The sequence below is a fragment of the Bacteroidota bacterium genome (assembly GCA_041658205.1).
Classification (GTDB): Bacteria; Bacteroidota; Ignavibacteria; order UBA10030; family UBA8401; genus UBA8401.
On the sequence record JBBAAO010000001.1, the window covers coordinates 841,964 to 857,859 of the forward strand.

12 protein-coding genes are annotated in these 15,896 nt (G+C 42.1%); 6 read left to right on the forward strand and 6 right to left on the reverse strand.

The genetic code is table 11. The features are described 5' to 3' along the window. Nucleotides 1-6: 6 nt before the first annotated feature. The 5 genes from WDA22_03500 to WDA22_03520 are packed head-to-tail and all read left to right on the forward strand — an operon-like array spanning nucleotide 7 to nucleotide 5,557. Nucleotides 7-1,308, forward strand: a complete 1,302-nt coding sequence (locus tag WDA22_03500) for an efflux RND transporter periplasmic adaptor subunit (GenBank protein MFA5832524.1) — start codon at nucleotides 7-9, stop codon at nucleotides 1,306-1,308. Between the two features lie 18 nt (nucleotides 1,309-1,326). After that, the gene (locus tag WDA22_03505; GenBank protein MFA5832525.1) at nucleotides 1,327-2,274 is read left to right on the forward strand and encodes a tetratricopeptide repeat protein; all 948 of its coding nucleotides are present in this window, start codon (nucleotides 1,327-1,329) and stop codon (nucleotides 2,272-2,274) included. 7 nt (nucleotides 2,275-2,281) lie between these two features. Beyond that, nucleotides 2,282-2,995, forward strand: coding sequence for an ABC transporter ATP-binding protein (locus WDA22_03510; protein MFA5832526.1), 714 nt, complete (start codon nucleotides 2,282-2,284; stop codon nucleotides 2,993-2,995). 30 nt (nucleotides 2,996-3,025) lie between these two features. Beyond that, nucleotides 3,026-4,261 (forward strand): ABC transporter permease, encoded by a 1,236-nt coding sequence (locus WDA22_03515; GenBank protein MFA5832527.1) that lies wholly within the window; start codon nucleotides 3,026-3,028, stop codon nucleotides 4,259-4,261. Nucleotides 4,262-4,279: 18 nt separating this feature from the next. Continuing rightward, nucleotides 4,280-5,557 carry an ABC transporter permease gene (locus WDA22_03520; GenBank protein ID MFA5832528.1) on the forward strand — a complete coding sequence of 426 codons (1,278 nt, stop codon included), beginning with the start codon at nucleotides 4,280-4,282 and terminating at the stop codon, nucleotides 5,555-5,557. 42 nt (nucleotides 5,558-5,599) lie between these two features. Here WDA22_03520 and WDA22_03525 read toward each other — a convergent pair whose 3' ends face one another. Next, nucleotides 5,600-6,700 carry a DUF5700 domain-containing putative Zn-dependent protease gene (locus tag WDA22_03525; protein MFA5832529.1) on the reverse strand — a complete coding sequence of 367 codons (1,101 nt, stop codon included), beginning with the start codon at nucleotides 6,698-6,700 and terminating at the stop codon, nucleotides 5,600-5,602. A gap of 115 nt (nucleotides 6,701-6,815) precedes the next feature. Between WDA22_03525 and WDA22_03530 the strand changes: the two genes are divergently transcribed. Next, a complete protein-coding gene (locus WDA22_03530) occupies nucleotides 6,816-8,168 on the forward strand; it encodes an SUMF1/EgtB/PvdO family nonheme iron enzyme (protein MFA5832530.1) in 1,353 nt (450 codons plus the stop codon). A gap of 4 nt (nucleotides 8,169-8,172) precedes the next feature. On the opposite strand, the gene WDA22_03535 is transcribed toward WDA22_03530, so the two are convergent. The 5 genes from WDA22_03535 to WDA22_03555 all read right to left on the reverse strand — a co-directional run bounded on the left by WDA22_03535 (nucleotide 8,173) and on the right by WDA22_03555 (nucleotide 15,796). After that, nucleotides 8,173-9,360 carry an aminotransferase class I/II-fold pyridoxal phosphate-dependent enzyme gene (locus WDA22_03535; protein MFA5832531.1) on the reverse strand — a complete coding sequence of 396 codons (1,188 nt, stop codon included), beginning with the start codon at nucleotides 9,358-9,360 and terminating at the stop codon, nucleotides 8,173-8,175. 124 nt (nucleotides 9,361-9,484) lie between these two features. Beyond that, a complete protein-coding gene (locus tag WDA22_03540; GenBank protein ID MFA5832532.1) occupies nucleotides 9,485-11,608 on the reverse strand; it encodes a S46 family peptidase in 2,124 nt (707 codons plus the stop codon). A 62-nt stretch (nucleotides 11,609-11,670) separates the two neighbouring features. After that, nucleotides 11,671-13,362 carry a polysaccharide biosynthesis protein gene (locus tag WDA22_03545; GenBank protein MFA5832533.1) on the reverse strand — a complete coding sequence of 564 codons (1,692 nt, stop codon included), beginning with the start codon at nucleotides 13,360-13,362 and terminating at the stop codon, nucleotides 11,671-11,673. A 169-nt stretch (nucleotides 13,363-13,531) separates the two neighbouring features. After that, nucleotides 13,532-14,197, reverse strand: a complete 666-nt coding sequence (locus WDA22_03550; protein ID MFA5832534.1) for a T9SS type A sorting domain-containing protein — start codon at nucleotides 14,195-14,197, stop codon at nucleotides 13,532-13,534. 123 nt (nucleotides 14,198-14,320) lie between these two features. Beyond that, nucleotides 14,321-15,796: a hypothetical protein gene (locus tag WDA22_03555; GenBank protein MFA5832535.1), complete on the reverse strand. Its 1,476-nt coding sequence runs from the start codon at nucleotides 15,794-15,796 to the stop codon at nucleotides 14,321-14,323. Nucleotides 15,797-15,896 lie beyond the last annotated feature (100 nt).

Here is a 15,896-nt window from a genome sequence, read left to right on the forward strand (position 1 = left end):
GTAGTTATGGCAAATGGCAAAAAAAATAAAAAGAAACTGTTCATCTTTTCCGGCATCGGTGTTGTTGCAATCGTGCTGGTGCTTGTTGTTGTGCTTGGAAGCAAAAAAGAGAACATCATTACTGTTCAATCAGAAAAGGTTGGCCGTCGCACAATCACTCAAATGGTGAATGCTTCCGGAAAAATTCAACCGGAAACGATGGTGAAGATCAATGCTGAAGTGAGCGGCGAAATTACGGTGCTTCCCGTGAAAGAGGGAGACAAAATAAAAAAAGGTGAACTGCTTGTCCGGATCAAACCGGATCAATATCAAGCACAAGTTGATCGTGCAGAAGCGGGACTTCAATCTGCGCGTGCCAGCATGAATTTACAGAAATCGAACCTTGAAAAAGCGGAATCAGAATTTAAACGTGCGCAAGAATTGTTTGAAAAGAAACTCTTGTCTGATCAGGAATTCATTTCTGCAAAAACATCGTTCAGTGCGGCAAAGTCACAATTCGAATCATCGCAGGCAGGTGTTCGTCAAGCTGAAGCGTCATTCCGTGATGCAAAGGAAAGCCTGAATAAAACATCGATCTATTCGCCGATGCACGGTACCATCTCGCAGTTGATTTCTGAACTTGGAGAACGAGTCAGCGGCAGCGGATTCACACAAGGGACACAAATCATGACTGTTGCCGACCTTTCCATGATGGAAGCTCGTGTCGATGTCGGTGAAAATGATATCGTCAACATTTCCATCGGCGATACATCCCGCATTACTATTGATGCGTATCCTGACAAAAAATTTGTCGGTATTGTCTATGAGATTGCCAATACTGCAAAATCGAAAGGGCTCGGAACACAGGAAGAAGTCACAAATTTTGAGGTAAAAATTCGCATCTTAGATAAAGATATCGCGCTCCGTCCTGGTATGTCCATGACTGCCGATATTGAAACAGAAACAAAGAAGAATGCTATTGCCGTCCCGATTCAAAGTGTTACAACACGTGCTCCAAAACCCAAAGAGGGTGATAAACCAAAAGAAGAGTTACCCCAGTCACCAGGTGGCCCGGGTGGAATGTCAATGAATGAAAAACCGATTGAATGTGTTTTTATTGTTGAAAACGGCAAAGCGAAAATGGTTCCGGTAAAGCGCGGGATTAATGACGAAGGATATGTCGAAATTATCTCCGGAATGACTCAGGATATCGAAGTGATCAGCGGAACGTACAAAGCAATCAATCGTGATTTGGAGGATGGTTCAGTCGTGAAGGTCGAAAACTCCGCTGCCAAGTTTGCAATGGGCAAACCGGGTGAAAATAAATAATACAGTTGCCTAATGACAATGAACTGCAAACTTCTTATTCTGCTAGCGTCTTTCGGGATGTACGCTTTTAGTCAGGTTGATAGTACGGGAATAAAGCTGTTGAGTGGAAGACAATTTACCGAAGCTCAATCGTTTTTTGAATCAGCGATAAAGAAAAATTCCAAAGATGCAGACGCACACTACTATCTTGCATTGTCATTCATGGGACAGAGGAATTTGGATGATGCTGAAGATGAAATTGACGAAGCAATCGATCTGAATGAACATGTCTCCAAGTATCACATTGCGCGCGGTAATATTCTGGGGTTGCAAACAATGAATGCCAATCCGGTGTCGCAGGCGTTTCTTGCTCCAAAAGTGAAAAATGCATATTTACGAGGATCGGAGCTTGATCCAAATAATATTGAAGCTCGGCAAGCGTTATATAATTATTATGTGATGGCGCCCGGAATTATGGGTGGAAGCGAGGAGAAGGCATTTGAACAAGCAAATGCGATTGTGAAGTTGAACCCGTTCCGAGGTTATATGATGTTGGCGAATTTTCATATGAGAGTGAATAAGGATACGATAGAAGCGGAAAAGCAGATCAAAAAAGCGATCAGTGCTGAACCGGAACGGGGAGATGGTTATAAGCAGCTGGGGTACCATTATCTAAATCGAAAACGATTTCAGGATGCATATATTCAAATGCAAAAGTTTATCGATGCGGAACCGAAGAATCCGGATTCCTACGACAGTTATGGAGATGTTTTCAAAGCAGAAAAAAAATACGATCAGGCAATTGAAAAATACCATAGAGCGTTATCAGTTGATAAAACATTCAGTGCTTCAATTTATTCCCTTGCAGAATGTTACGAGTTGAAAGGTCAAAGACAAAAAGCGAAAGAAACATTCCAATGGTTTATCGCTGTTGATCCGCACAACCGACGTGCAGATACTGCGCAAAAGAAAATCAAAGAATTATAGGATCCCTATGCAACCAGTCATCAATATTAAAAATATCAAAAAAACCTATGTGATGGGAACGGTGGAGGTCAATGCACTTGTTGACGTTTCAGTTCAAATCGTTAAGAACGAGTATGTTGCCATCATGGGTCCTTCGGGTTCCGGGAAATCGACATTGATGAATGTGATCGGTTGTCTTGATACCCCTACATCAGGTCTCTACGAATTTAACGGAGTGAACGTCAGCGAGATGAATGATAACGAGCTGGCAAAGATCAGAAATAAAGAGATCGGGTTTGTCTTCCAAACCTTTAACTTATTAGCCCGTTCGAATGCGCTGCATAACGTTGAACTTCCGTTGATCTATTCGGGAATGAAAAAGGGTCTTCGAACAAAACTTGCAGAAGAAGCGCTGGGTCACGTAAAGCTTGAAGATCGGATGCATCATAAACCAAATGAACTTTCCGGCGGTCAGCGACAGCGTGTGGCAATTGCTCGGGCATTGGTAACAAAGCCATCCATCATTCTTGCGGACGAACCGACTGGTAATCTTGATTCGAAGACGGGTGTGGAGATTATGGGATTATTCAATGAGCTTCACGCTCAAGGAAACACAATTATCCTTGTCACTCATGAAGAGGATATTGCGCGTCATGCTCACAGAATTATCCGTGTGCGCGACGGGCTTGTAGAAAGTGATACTGTTGTTGATGATAGAATATTGCCAGGCGTTCACGTTTAATTTTTTTTATTCCCACCAAATGGTGAACTTATGAAAATGTCAGATTTTGCGTACGAAGTGAAAGAAGGACTTGGGATCTCGTTCCAGGCGATCCGGGCAAATAAAATGCGCTCAGTCCTGACAACACTTGGTATTGTGATCGGTATTGTTTCGGTTACATTAATGGGAACGGCCATCGAAGGGATGAGCAGATCATTTAATGAAATGGTTTCGAAGCTTGGTGCGGATGTTTTGTATGTACAAAAATTTTCGTGGTTTTCGAGCGAGGAAGAATGGCTTGCATCACGCAATCGAAAGAATATCGATTTAAAACAATTTCGAGCAGTTCGAGATCAGGGAACCACGATCAGTGCTCTCAGTCCGGTGACCGGTCGCAGGGCTCCAATTAAATACCGCAGTATTACTTCGGATGGAATCTCCGTACAGGGAGTTAATGATCAATATGTTCAAGTTGCCGGTCTCAACCTTGAAATGGGAAGATTCTTTTCTCAATCGGAGTCTAATGGTGCTCGTCCGGTAACAGTGCTCGGATATACCACTGCCGAAAAATTATTTCCCAATGAGAATCCGCTTGGTAAAAATGTTAAAATCGGAGCGCATACATTTCGCGTTGTCGGAGTTGCGACAAAACAAGGGAGTTTTTTAGGGATGGATTTTGATAATACTGCTTTCATCCCTATCACAAACTTCCTGCAGAAGTTTGCCAATCATCGCAGGGGGCTCACGATTCAAGTGAAAGCTGCAAACATTAATGATCTTGACAATACAAAGGAAGAGATCCGCGGTATCATGCGAAAAGTACGAGGAGTAAAACCGGGAGTAAAAGATGATTTTTCGATCAATCAACAAGAAATGTTTATCCAAACATTTAATCAGATTGGCGGAGTGATTGCAGGAATTGGATTATTTATTACGGCGCTTTCTTTGTTTGTTGGTGCCATCGGAATTATGAACATCATGTTCGTTTCCGTGACCGAACGAACGAAGGAAATTGGAATTCGAAAAGCTATTGGTGCAAAGCGCTCGACAATCTTGTTCCAGTTTTTGATCGAGTCTGCGGCATTGGCACTTTTTGGCGGTATCATCGGGATTATTATTTCCTATCCATTAAGCTTAATGATTAATCAGATTCTTCCGACGTCCATGCCGCTATCGGTTGTAGGAATAGCAATATTCATTTCGTTGCTTGTCGGAGTTGTGTCCGGCTTCCTACCGGCAAATCGTGCATCGAAAATGGATCCTGTTGAAGCGTTGCGCCACGAATAACATTGAGGAAGTGAAAGTATGCAAGTTCAAGAAAGTATAGGAATGGCACTGAACGCAATTCGTGTAAACAAATTGCGTTCCGTCTTAACACTGCTCGGAATTGGTGTCGGTGTTTTTTCCATTATCGGTGTTATGACTGCTATGGGTGTTTTGCAGAATGCCATTGAGACGGGGGTGAGTCAATTAGGTGCGAATACGTTCCAGATTCAAAAATATCCGGCGAATGGTTTTAATGATCATGATCGTTCACGTTTTCGCAATCGGAAGGACATCACGTATGAACAGGCAGAATTGTTTTATGATCGAATGAAACTTGCTAAGTATGTCGGTTTGGAAGTCTGGACATTCGGGAAAATTGCTGAATATAAAAATATAAAGACTAATCCTAGTGTGCAGGTTGCCGGTGAATCGATAGATGGATTGGCGACAAATAATTGGAATGTTGAATTTGGCCGTTCCTATACCAATCAGGAAGTTCAATCGGCTTCGAAAGTAGCGGTGATTGGGAGTGATGTTGTTAAAAAATTATTCCCAATTGGTAATCCAATTGGTGAATTTATCCGAGCTGACGGAATTCAATATAAAGTGATCGGTACGCTAGTCGATAAAGGTTCCGTGTTAGGAGGCTCCCAAGGGAACATGGTTATTATACCTATCACCACCCATCTTAATATTTACGGCAGAGATCGTTCCGTCAATATCATGGTCTCAGCACGCGATCAAAACACTTACAATGAAGTATTGGAGTTCTCTCGCGGTGTGCTGAGAGTGATTCGTCAAGTGCCGCCGGGTGAACCGGATGATTTTGAAATTTTTTCCAACGACACGGTAATTGCTCAGTTCAATGAAACGACATTCATGATCAAGATCGGAGCATTAGGGATTGCTTGCATTGCATTGCTTGCAGCAGGTGTCGGTATTATGAATATCATGCTCGTGTCGGTGACTGAGCGGACAAAAGAAATTGGTATCAGAAAGGCATTAGGAGCAACAAAAACTAATGTCTTATCGCAATTTCTAACGGAATCAGTTGTATTCTCTCAGATCGGCGGAGTGATAGGTATTGTCTGCGGTTCGATTATGGGAAATATTGTATCGTTGTTATTGGATGCGCCTCCCATCTATCCTTGGAATAATTCTGTGGCGATTTTGCAGACTCCTCTGTTAGATTTTACCGCACTCGAAATGAACATTACCGCCTTAATTTTCTGTTCTATCATCGGGATTGTTTTTGGAGTGTATCCTGCTTGGAAGGCTGCTAATTTGGATCCCATCGAAGCTCTTCGATTTGAATAATTAGTTACGTGACCGTCACCTCGTAGGTGACAGTCACGTTTGTTATTTTTGGAGCATCAACACTACTTCTTTATCAAACTTTGGCAGCTCGCCATTTTGTTCCGCCAACTGCTGATACTTTCCAAAAAAATCTCCAACACCATTCTCTAAACATTCAGTCAACGATTGTCTGCCAAGTTTTGCATCAATGGAATGTGCCATTAATAATCCTGCCGTTGCGCCGTAATTCTTTTCGTACGAACCGGACAGATTGGAATTCATAATCAATTCGCGGGCACGACTAGATGTTATGGATGGGGAAGATAATTCTTTCAATGCATTATTAAGATCACCCACAGATTGCCGAGCGGCAGTAAGTCTGTCTGCCGGTAACTCACCGCCGTTTCGCTGTTGCAGCGAGATGAGATAAGCAAATCCTTCGTTTTGAGTCAGTTCTGCCAGCGTCCAATATGGTTCCGGATTGTTTTCTAATGCCTTCCAAGTCGGAGAAGTTTGTTGATACACTCCGAAGATTGCATGAAATGTTTCGTGTGCCAGCGTGCTCATCATATCCACAAATTGAATCTGGATATCGCGGATATGCTGAACAGATCTTGTTACATTCACAACAATCGTCAATTCTCCTTCGCCGTCTCCCACAAACATTGGAATATTATCCCGCCAGACAACACTGCGGACGAATGCTGCGGCATTTTCATTTCCTAATGCCACGAAATACACCGGGATGGACGCAGTAATTCGTGTTTGCGATGGGAAAAAGGGAGAAATAGTTGCAAGAACTTTTCGATCAAGGTTTCGTCTTTTTGATTCCTGCGATAATGCTTTTATCTGTTGCAGATAAACGGATGAAGCACTCAATCCAAACATGTCGTTGGAAAGACTCGCTCCGTTTCGAAACCGTTCAAGCTCGCGTGAAAAAAGCTGGGTGGAATATTTTTCTCTGGCAAGCAGTGCACTTGTAGAAGCTGCTATTTGATTTCCTTTTAATTCGGCAACTCGATTGACATTGGCGATTTTTCCTTCGCTCAATTCAATCAATGCATCTACTGAAGAAAAATCCAAACGAAGCGTGACGTTGAAGTTTGATTGACTGAAAGCAACAGCGTACAGCAGAAACTGGAACAGACTAAAAAATATTTTCATTGTGAAAGATAATGAGACAATTCACCAAAAACAAAGAGAGAAATATATTCTTGCTTGTCATCCACACAATACTGAAATTTATGCATCATTATGAAAGTGTCCTGAATAAATATTTATGAAATGGTTTCTGATGAAAAAATATCTTCCCGTTATTTTGATGGTTATTGTTCTTCAAAATTACAACTGCACCCAAAAAGCACCGGAAAACGTAACCCAAAATATTTCGACTCCAATCGTAAGTATTATGACGCCAACATCGTCAAAAGTTATGGGTGACAGTGTTCTCATTCAGGTATCCGCTACAGACGACAAAGGAATCGTAAAGGTTGAATTGTATATCGATAACCAAATTCCTCCTGGTGGTACAATGCTGGTCTCTCCATATATTTATCGATGGGACGTGGAATCAAATCCTGATGGGTCTGGGCATATTATTTATGCGAAAGCTTATGATGGTGATAATAATGTTACCAGCACTGAAGTGAAGACCGTTTATTCGTATACACTTGCACCAACGCTGTTACAATTAAAAATTGTTGGAGATACGGTTATTGTCCTTTCATGGAAAGACAATTCCAACGAAGAATCCGGTTTTGAGATTGAACAACGAGTAAATGAGGGAATGTTCACTTTGATAGAAACGGTCGGGGAGAATGTTACAACTGCATTTATTCAAGGGTTTAATAAAAACGATGATACACTTTCCTTTCGAGTGAGAGGAGTAAATGCGTCAAGTAAAAGTCGGTATTCGGATATCCGCTTTTTGGGTTTTGATTATCATGATATGATTTTAGTCGAAGGTGGGACTTTTCTGATGGGGAGCGCTAGCAGCATTGATAATGCGGCATATCCGATTCATTCCGTTACACTGAGTAATTTCTTCATAAAAAAAACTGAAGTGACACAGTCAGAATGGAAAAATGTGATTGAATGGAAGAACGCTAATGGCGGTACAAAATTGAACTATAATCCGAGTTTATCAAAAGGCGATCAGTTGCCGGTGGATCGTGTGAATTGGGACGAAGTGAAATTATGGCTATCGTATTTGAATGAAAAGGAGAATACGACACGCTACAGACTGCCGACAGAAGCAGAGTGGGAATTTGCGGCACGAGGAGGGAAGAAGAGCAAAGGATATGTGTATAGCGGCAGTAATGATATTAACGAAGTCTCTTGGAATTTTGACAATGCATCAAGGAGGACACATCCCGTCGCTACAAAAATGCCAAATGAATTGGGGATCTACGATATGAGCGGTAATTGTTGGGAATGGTGTGAAGACTGGTATTCGGCGTATGAGATTTTTGATCAAACGGACCCGACTGGACCAAACCAGGGTGCAGAGAAAATTCTTCGAAGCGGAGGTGCCTTGCACGACACAGGGAGCAGAGTTGCTTTTCGAGCGTATATCAGTCCTTCGGTTGATCCTCCGGTCACGTATGGATTTCGCTATGCTATCGGAGAATGAGATATCATTTTTTTGGGGAATACTTTTGCAAAGCACTTTTTATTCCCCGTACCGCTTGTTTGATTCGTTCTTCATTTTCAATCAACGCAAATCGAATGAATCCTTCACCAGCATCTCCGAATCCGATCCCTGGTGAAACGGCAACCTTTGCATCTTGAACGAGTAATTTTGCAAATTCAAGAGATCCAATTTTTTTTATCCCTTCAGGAATTTCAGCCCAAACGAACATTGAAGCATTTGGTTTTTCAATCTTCCAGCCGGTTTTGTTCAATCCCTCTACCAGTACATTACGGCGGGACTCGTACATCGATCGTATATCTTCGACACAATCTTGGGGTCCATTCAGAGCGGCGATTGCTGCAATTTGAATTGCCTGAAACATACCGTAATCCAAATAGCTTTTAATTTTTACCAATGCTCCGACGATCTCTTTGTTGCCGACGCAAAAACCAACCCGCCAGCCTGCCATGTTATAACTTTTCGACAGAGTAGAGAATTCTACCGCAACATCTTTTGCTCCCGGTATCTGAAAGATTGAAGGAGCCTGATATCCGTCGAATCCAAGATCGCCGTAAGCGAGATCGTGAATAATCATAAGGTTGTTTGCTTTTGCAAATGCCACTGCTTGTTCAAAAAAATCAAGACCAACGGTTGCAGTGGTCGGGTTGTTCGGAAAATTAATGACAAGAAATTTTGGTTTTGGATGAGTATTCTTATATGCCTCCGCGACTCTCTCCAAAAAACTTTCTTGCGGGAAAAGATTTATATGGATGACCTGCGCCCCCGCTATAACGAATGCGTATGGATGAATCGGGTATGCAGGAGTTGAACAAAGAATTGTATCACCGGGACCGGAAACTGCAAGTGCAAGATGCGCTAAACCTTCTTTTGAGCCAATTGTTGCAACTGCTTCGCTGTTTGGATCCAAATCAATATTGAACTTTCGTTTATACCAATCACATACAGCAAGACGAAGTTTATAAATTCCTTTTGAAGCGGAGTATCGATGGTTGTTACCTTTTTGCGCTGCTTCATTCAGTTTATCGACAATATGACGCGGGGTCGGTTGGTCCGGATTTCCCATCCCAAGATTAATAATATCTTCTCCGTTCTTTCGTGCCACGGACATCATCTCGTTGACAACGGCAAAGACATACGGAGGAAGGCGGTTAAGTCGATCGAAGTTTTTCATAGTGTAATATAAAAAAAATCACAAAATAAAAAAGGCATCACGATTACTCGGGATGCCTTTTTTTTAGTTCTATCAACATGACCTCTACCATAAAGGTAACGGTTACGTTTGTGATTATCGTATTTTATTTTTTCTTCTTCACAGCCGGTTTTGTCGGTTTTACCGGAGTTTCTTTGGGTGGTTCCGGTGTGGCGACAATTCCTTCAATTTCATCTGCGAGAGGATTTGCGTCATACAATTTTCGCATTGTTTCAATCATAACGCCTGTATGAACAGAAACGGCACGGTTCTTTTCCTCGGAATATAAGAAGCGGCCGGGGAGGCTCTCAATATTTCCGTCGAAAATCAATCCGACGACTTCTGCCTTAGCATTGACAACAGGGGAGCCTGAATTTCCGCCGATAATATCATTTGAGGAGACAAAATTCATCGGTGTTGAGAGTGTGAGTTTATTAACACCATCTTTGAACCGCTGCGGTAATTCAAAATCTTTTTGGTTTGAAAAACTATATGCGCGATCGTACAGTCCATACATAGTTGTCATGCTGGGTGCGATCGTTCCATTCATCGCATATCCTTTTACCTGTCCATAAGAGAGGCGAAGTGTAAAATTCGCATCGGGGGGAAGTTCTTTTCCATAGACAGCAAACCGTGCTTTACCGGTTGCTTCGCTGGACATGGCTATTAATCCGATAACATTTTTGTCCTGCCACATACGCATCTCGTCTCCGATAGGAACTACTTTGCGCGCGAGAACAATCATGGGATCTGTTGATGCTGAGATTTCTTTTTCGCCACCTTCTATCAGCGTTCTGCGGAAAGCCGGATCTGCCAGTTTGGTGCCGTTAACATAAAATTTCGCGGCCTCTTCCGGTGTCTTTCCGTCAAGAACAGCCAGCACCCACGGATCATTTGCGCCTAACATTTCTACTGCTTCTTTAAAACGATCTGTCAATAACACTTCTTCCATGTCTGCGTAGACCGGAGCAGGTGAATAGAGGTTTTGCAATGTCATATTGACAAGTGCATCTTGAAATTGTGGAATACGTTCGCCATTCGGCTTTTTCGATTCAACGGCATATCGTGCAATTGTTAATGCTCTCGTACCAAGTGAACCGCTAAGTCCTCGATAGGTAATTTCTTTGAATCGCTTTTTGTTTCTATCCATTGCGGCGGAGACAGAATCCCATGCCCAGGCAAACTTTGCTTTCAATTCAGGATTTGCATTGATCCTGCTCAGAAGTTCTTTTTCATCGTTCTGTTTTTTTGCCATCAAGTTTTTATCAAGCAATCCTTGATATTCACCAGTCAACGCTTTTTGTGAATTTTCATATCCAAAGAGCATTCCATCCGCACGGCGACGTTGTTCTTCGCCGAGAGTAGAAAATTGTTTTAATACGCCGATAACCCGTTTAATAGTTGCCAGTCGTGCGGGATATTGATAATCACGCGAATATTCGATCTGTGCATATGTCTGCTGTCGGTTCGTTGAGCCGGGGTGGCCGGAAACAAATACCAATTCTCCATTCGCTGCACCCGCAGTGTTCCATTTCAAAAAATGGGTGGAAGTGTATGGTGTATTGTTTTCATAGACACGGAAGAAACACATATCAACATCGTAACGGGGAAATGTGAAATTATCGGGATCTCCACCGTAAAAGGCGATTTGTTTTTCCGGAGCCATCACTAAACGCACATCCGTAAATTTTTTATATCGATAGATCCAATATTCTGCTCCATTATACAACGTCACCATATCGGAGCGCAAACCGGATTTATCATTACTCTCTTTTTGTAATTGTGCAAGGATTGCCCGGCGGGCCATCATCGCTTCGCCGCCTGATTTTCCGGAAATTGCCGCCATCACTTTTTCTGTGACATTTTCCATATCGGTTAAGACGTTCAATTCCAGATCGACACATTTCACTTCTTCGCCAGAAGTTCGTGCATAAAAACCGGTTTTGATGTAATCTTTTTCCGGTGTCGACATTTTTTGCAATTGTCCAGCACCAACGTGGTGATTTGTCATAACAAGACCGTTCCCAGAAACGAACGATCCGGAACCGCCGTCATTGAATCGGACGGAGGAGAGTCGAACATGATTAAGCCATTCCTGTGTGATGTCGAATCCGTATTTATCTTTTAGCTGTTTCTTTGGTGGATTGTCGAATGTCCACATTCCCTCGTCCGATAAGGAAATACCGAAGAGAATGAGAATGAGTACACATGTATTACGAAGATATTTCATAAGTGCCTCTTTGATAAGTGTAAGAATCTAGGTATTGGGTAAAGGTGTTTCAAAAAATATTGTTACTTCATGCGTTTTCCTTTTTCTTCTTCTGTAAAGATCCAGCCGACGATCTTTCCTGCGTCGATATCATTAAAGTTGGACCAGTATTCCATCGTGCGGAAATTGCGGGAACTGGTGTCGTTTGCAACATATAATTCCACTTCTTTTTTAATCTCGAGCAGCCGCAATTTCCATTGATCCATATTGACGCTACGCAAATCGATCCAGCCGGCATGCGTCCATTCTTCAATGGAAGCGGGAGAGATATTCAATTCGTTCAGACCGCGATACGCGGGAATTTTCACTTCGTTACCCCGAAGCAATGTTTTGCCGTCGGGAAGTAAAATGGGAATCCCGATGGAAATGATCTGTGAGCGAAGTGCTTCATCTTTGGTGATAAAAGATGTGAGATCTTCGGATATCTTCTTTGCAGAATTTTTTAAAACAACATTCACTGTTCCGTACACTTTTCTGAGAAGATGTGCTTCGTATAATAATTTGGAAAGGCGCGGCGGTCCAAGCATTTCAAATGCAACGCTGTTGGTGTTATGCAATTTTTCCAATTGTTTCATTTTTTCTAGCGCGCCCTGGAACATGAAGCCGGCACGATATGTGGGGGAGAGAGTCGCATTATCCAATGCGTTGATGATATCATGTCCGGTGTTGCCTCCACGAATTTCATAAAGCACCGAATCTGCAATTTCCTCCGGAGTGACAAACTCCATCTGTCCAGGAGTGGCAATCGCTTCAAACTCGCCGCGGGAGAAAATCCCATTCTCGCCTGTATCGATAAATACGGACTTAAGCCGATGACCGGTCGGTTTTACATTCCCTTCCATTTTAAGCTTGAATTTACCTTTTAATTCGATTCCATTGTCCGGTGGACAATCGTAAAGGTCGATTGGTTTTCCACGTTTTGCAATCTCGCCGTAAGCAATTTTTTTCCACGCGATTGCTCCGGTCGGTTTGATCTCTTTGGTTATTGGTGCGTCGGGAGTCCTTCCCATAAGGAAGAGAAGCATCGTATGCGCGCCGGCAACAACCGATTTTGATAAAAGCACGCGGGAAGGTTTTTCTTCGCTGTGTGTGTACGGAATATTCAATCCCATACCGCCGGTACCGCTTGTGCCTATTTTTACATATACTCCTGTTTTAGCAATGTTCATTGAACGATAGAAAATTTGAACGTGACGAATCAATTGAGGCGTGTATTGGGTTGCGAGGAGTCGTTCTACAGTTTCGCGCATGTTTGCGGCATTATTTTTCATTGCAATCATAACATCGCGCGAGCTTTGGAAAATATCTTGATAGGCAATGGCCGTTGCGGAGTTGATGCAATCAATGATCACATCCGGTTTGTACTTGTTAATCAGTTGAAAGAGTGCTGAACGTTCAAGCGCTTCCTGGGTCAATTCGTCGATGACATCGTCCAAAAATTTTGCGCGTTTAGGTGCATCAGTAAGAATATCCTCGCGGGCTAAATCTTTAAATTCATTTCGGACAAAGATATTGCCCCACCATGGGACAAAGAAATTCTTTCCTGCTTTGGGATATTCTTTCCGCATGGTTTCACAGGCATCTTTCGCTTCGGATTCTTTTAAGGAGGTGAGGATAATCTTTTTAGGATTTTCTTCCATCAGTTTGCGGCAAATAGCGGAGCCGACAAGTCCCCAGCCGCCGAGGACGAGTACGGTTTTGTTCGTGATGACCATAAAAAACTCTTTTTATTGAGTGTGAAAAAGAAGTTTATAGAAGTGGAAGATGTTTGCTTCCGAATTTTTGTGCGTAAAGATACATCGAATTCGCAGAAAGAGAAAGTGAATTGTTACCGTGTGAGGGCACGCCTTAACAAAGAGGGAATGTTCGTATGAGTTACCGAAGTTATTTAAGCAAAAGGAGTCTTTTGGTTTCCGAGAAATTTCCGGCAGTGAGACGGTAAAAATATACCCCGCTTGGTGCATTTCCTGCATTCCATTGAATGGAATATCTGCCTGCCATTTGTTCCTTCTTCAAGACCAAATTGACTTCTTTCCCGAGGATGTCATAAATCGCAATAGTGACAAATTGAGTTGAAGGGATTTGATAATCAATCGTTGTTGTCGGATTGAATGGATTCGGAAAGTTTTGATATAGTTTGAAATCAGTCGGCACGACCTGTTGAACTTGAACATTCAAGGTTCCTGCAATATTGGCAAAGATCTTACCAATATTTTGAATGTCGACGATCCATTTATATTTGGGGTCGAGAAAAGGATATTGATATTTCGCAACAGATGTATCGCTGCGGACTTCAAGCGCCATCCAATCGAATGCGAGAAAATATGATTGCCATCGATTGTTGGGATCAATCGTTCTGATGCCGACTGCTTTGTTTGATACAGCGTCTGTAAACAGAATTTGGGCATTGGAAGCAGGCTGTATTTCATCCATGCGATTTGTAAACAGAGGCACTTCATAGTAGGGATGATACCACAACGTTACCGTGTCTTTCAAGAGAGCACCGGGAATGAATCCAAAAATAATATCGGCAGTAATGTTTGCGTTCACTTTCAATTGCCACGGAAATGTTACCTCCTTAAAATTATTTTGCTTTCGGGGGAAATCCTGATTGATCAATCCTTTTACACCGAAATATTTTGTCTGAGAAGTATTTTCTGCGAAGATGGTGTCTTAATAATTGTTTATGAAGCCATGGTCTTGATCTGCGAATAGATAATACCGTTTTTGACCGGCAGGTAAAGCAGCACTTTGTTCTAACCATTTTCCCGAATATTGGGTAAGATCAAATGCCCCCCCATCTCCTGTGACTTCCAAAATAGCATTGTATTGATCTATAAGTGAATGGAGTTCTGATATCGTATATCTATTCACATTACAAAAATCATAATATGGTTCTGCTCCAAAATCTGTTTTCATGGTGAATTTGAGATAGATTATCGGGTCAACAATGCCAGACGGGAGATTTTTTCCGTTGAACAATAGCAATAATGAATTTTTCTTTTTCAACACTTGATAGCTGAAGGTTGGAGATTGGGCAGTTCTGTTCAGAGTATCTTTAGCTGTTATATAGTAATAGACTGAGTCTCCAGCAGTAGCAGCAGGAATGGTGCCACTAAAGAGAAATCCCGATTCGCGAACCAATGCAGTCGATTGCCACGCCAGTTTACCAATTTTAGAAAATAATTTTACGTCGACGGGGTCGCCGATGGTTTGCATTTTAATGGTAGCAGAAATTTTTCGTTGTTCAGTTTGTGCTGTATTTAATAATTTACTCGTCGTAATCTTGGGTTTTGGCGCCGAGAAGTATTCTACAACCATATACATACCCCATTCAAAATCTCCACGCAACCACCAACCGCGGTCTGCTGTTGATAATCTACCACGCGGATAAAATTTATAGGAATGGAATGGAGGATCGGGATTAGGGAAGGAGGTCACTTCTTGTCGAATTGCCGCAGTGCCTGTGGCAGTATTGAGAATGGTGAATCCAATCAATTGATCTTCTAAAAATTTCATCGTATCGCCTGTTGCGAGCAAATTTACTCCATTCCAGGAATATGCTTGCACCGGAACATTCATACCTCCTTTTTTCCATGGTGCTTCAACGCCAAGTGGATCAAATGCATACTGAAGTGAATCGCTTGTTTTTGGGGGATAAATCCAAGTTGTGTCAGTTGCAAGATCGCGAAATGCTGTTACAAGATTGACAGGATCGTTCTCTTTTTTATAATATCCAATATTTTTCTGGAGCTGGGTTGAAGGGATATTTTTCAATCGTGGATTTGGGTACCATGCGCGGACATTTACCTCTTTTGACTCACCAATGTTACTTGAAATTGCCCACCACAGTTCACGCACAAAACCATTTCCACCGGGTTGATACCATTGCATCATCATCTCTTCTTCAAGATTCCCGAATTCATATGTAAGGGAAGAATTCTTGGGAAAATACTTTAACGAATCAATAAATTGAACGGCGGATAAATTATCATTCGAGTTTCCAAATCGTTTAATAGCGTCCGGCATTTGCTCGTTTCTGAGCATACGAATCGCTTCCTGTCTTCCGCTTTGATCCACGTGAAGGAGGAAACGGTTTTGAGAGACAAGGAATTGCGAACAGACCAGGAAAAGGAATATATTTTTCATCGGAAATATTATCATATGCTCCGTCAAATTACAATATTATTGAGCTGATGTAAATTGAGAGAACTCTAATTTCATATGTAGAGAATTGAACAATGCGCAT

Bases quoted from the DNA above. Each gene is read 5' to 3' on its own strand.
- WDA22_03520 (MFA5832528.1), top strand. From the start codon at position 4,280: ATGCAAGTTCAAGAAAGTATAGGAATGGCACTGAACGCAATTCGTGTA.
- WDA22_03510 (MFA5832526.1), top strand. From the start codon at position 2,282: ATGCAACCAGTCATCAATATTAAAAATATCAAAAAAACCTATGTGATG.
- WDA22_03535 (MFA5832531.1), bottom strand. From the start codon at position 9,360: ATGAAAAACTTCGATCGACTTAACCGCCTTCCTCCGTATGTCTTTGCC.
- WDA22_03530 (MFA5832530.1), top strand. From the start codon at position 6,816: ATGAAATGGTTTCTGATGAAAAAATATCTTCCCGTTATTTTGATGGTT.
- WDA22_03505 (MFA5832525.1), top strand. From the start codon at position 1,327: ATGAACTGCAAACTTCTTATTCTGCTAGCGTCTTTCGGGATGTACGCT.
- WDA22_03540 (MFA5832532.1), bottom strand. From the start codon at position 11,608: ATGAAATATCTTCGTAATACATGTGTACTCATTCTCATTCTCTTCGGT.
- WDA22_03525 (MFA5832529.1), bottom strand. From the start codon at position 6,700: ATGAAAATATTTTTTAGTCTGTTCCAGTTTCTGCTGTACGCTGTTGCT.
- WDA22_03545 (MFA5832533.1), bottom strand. From the start codon at position 13,362: ATGGTCATCACGAACAAAACCGTACTCGTCCTCGGCGGCTGGGGACTT.
- WDA22_03515 (MFA5832527.1), top strand. From the start codon at position 3,026: ATGAAAATGTCAGATTTTGCGTACGAAGTGAAAGAAGGACTTGGGATC.
- WDA22_03500 (MFA5832524.1), top strand. From the start codon at position 7: ATGGCAAATGGCAAAAAAAATAAAAAGAAACTGTTCATCTTTTCCGGC.
- WDA22_03555 (MFA5832535.1), bottom strand. From the start codon at position 15,796: ATGAAAAATATATTCCTTTTCCTGGTCTGTTCGCAATTCCTTGTCTCT.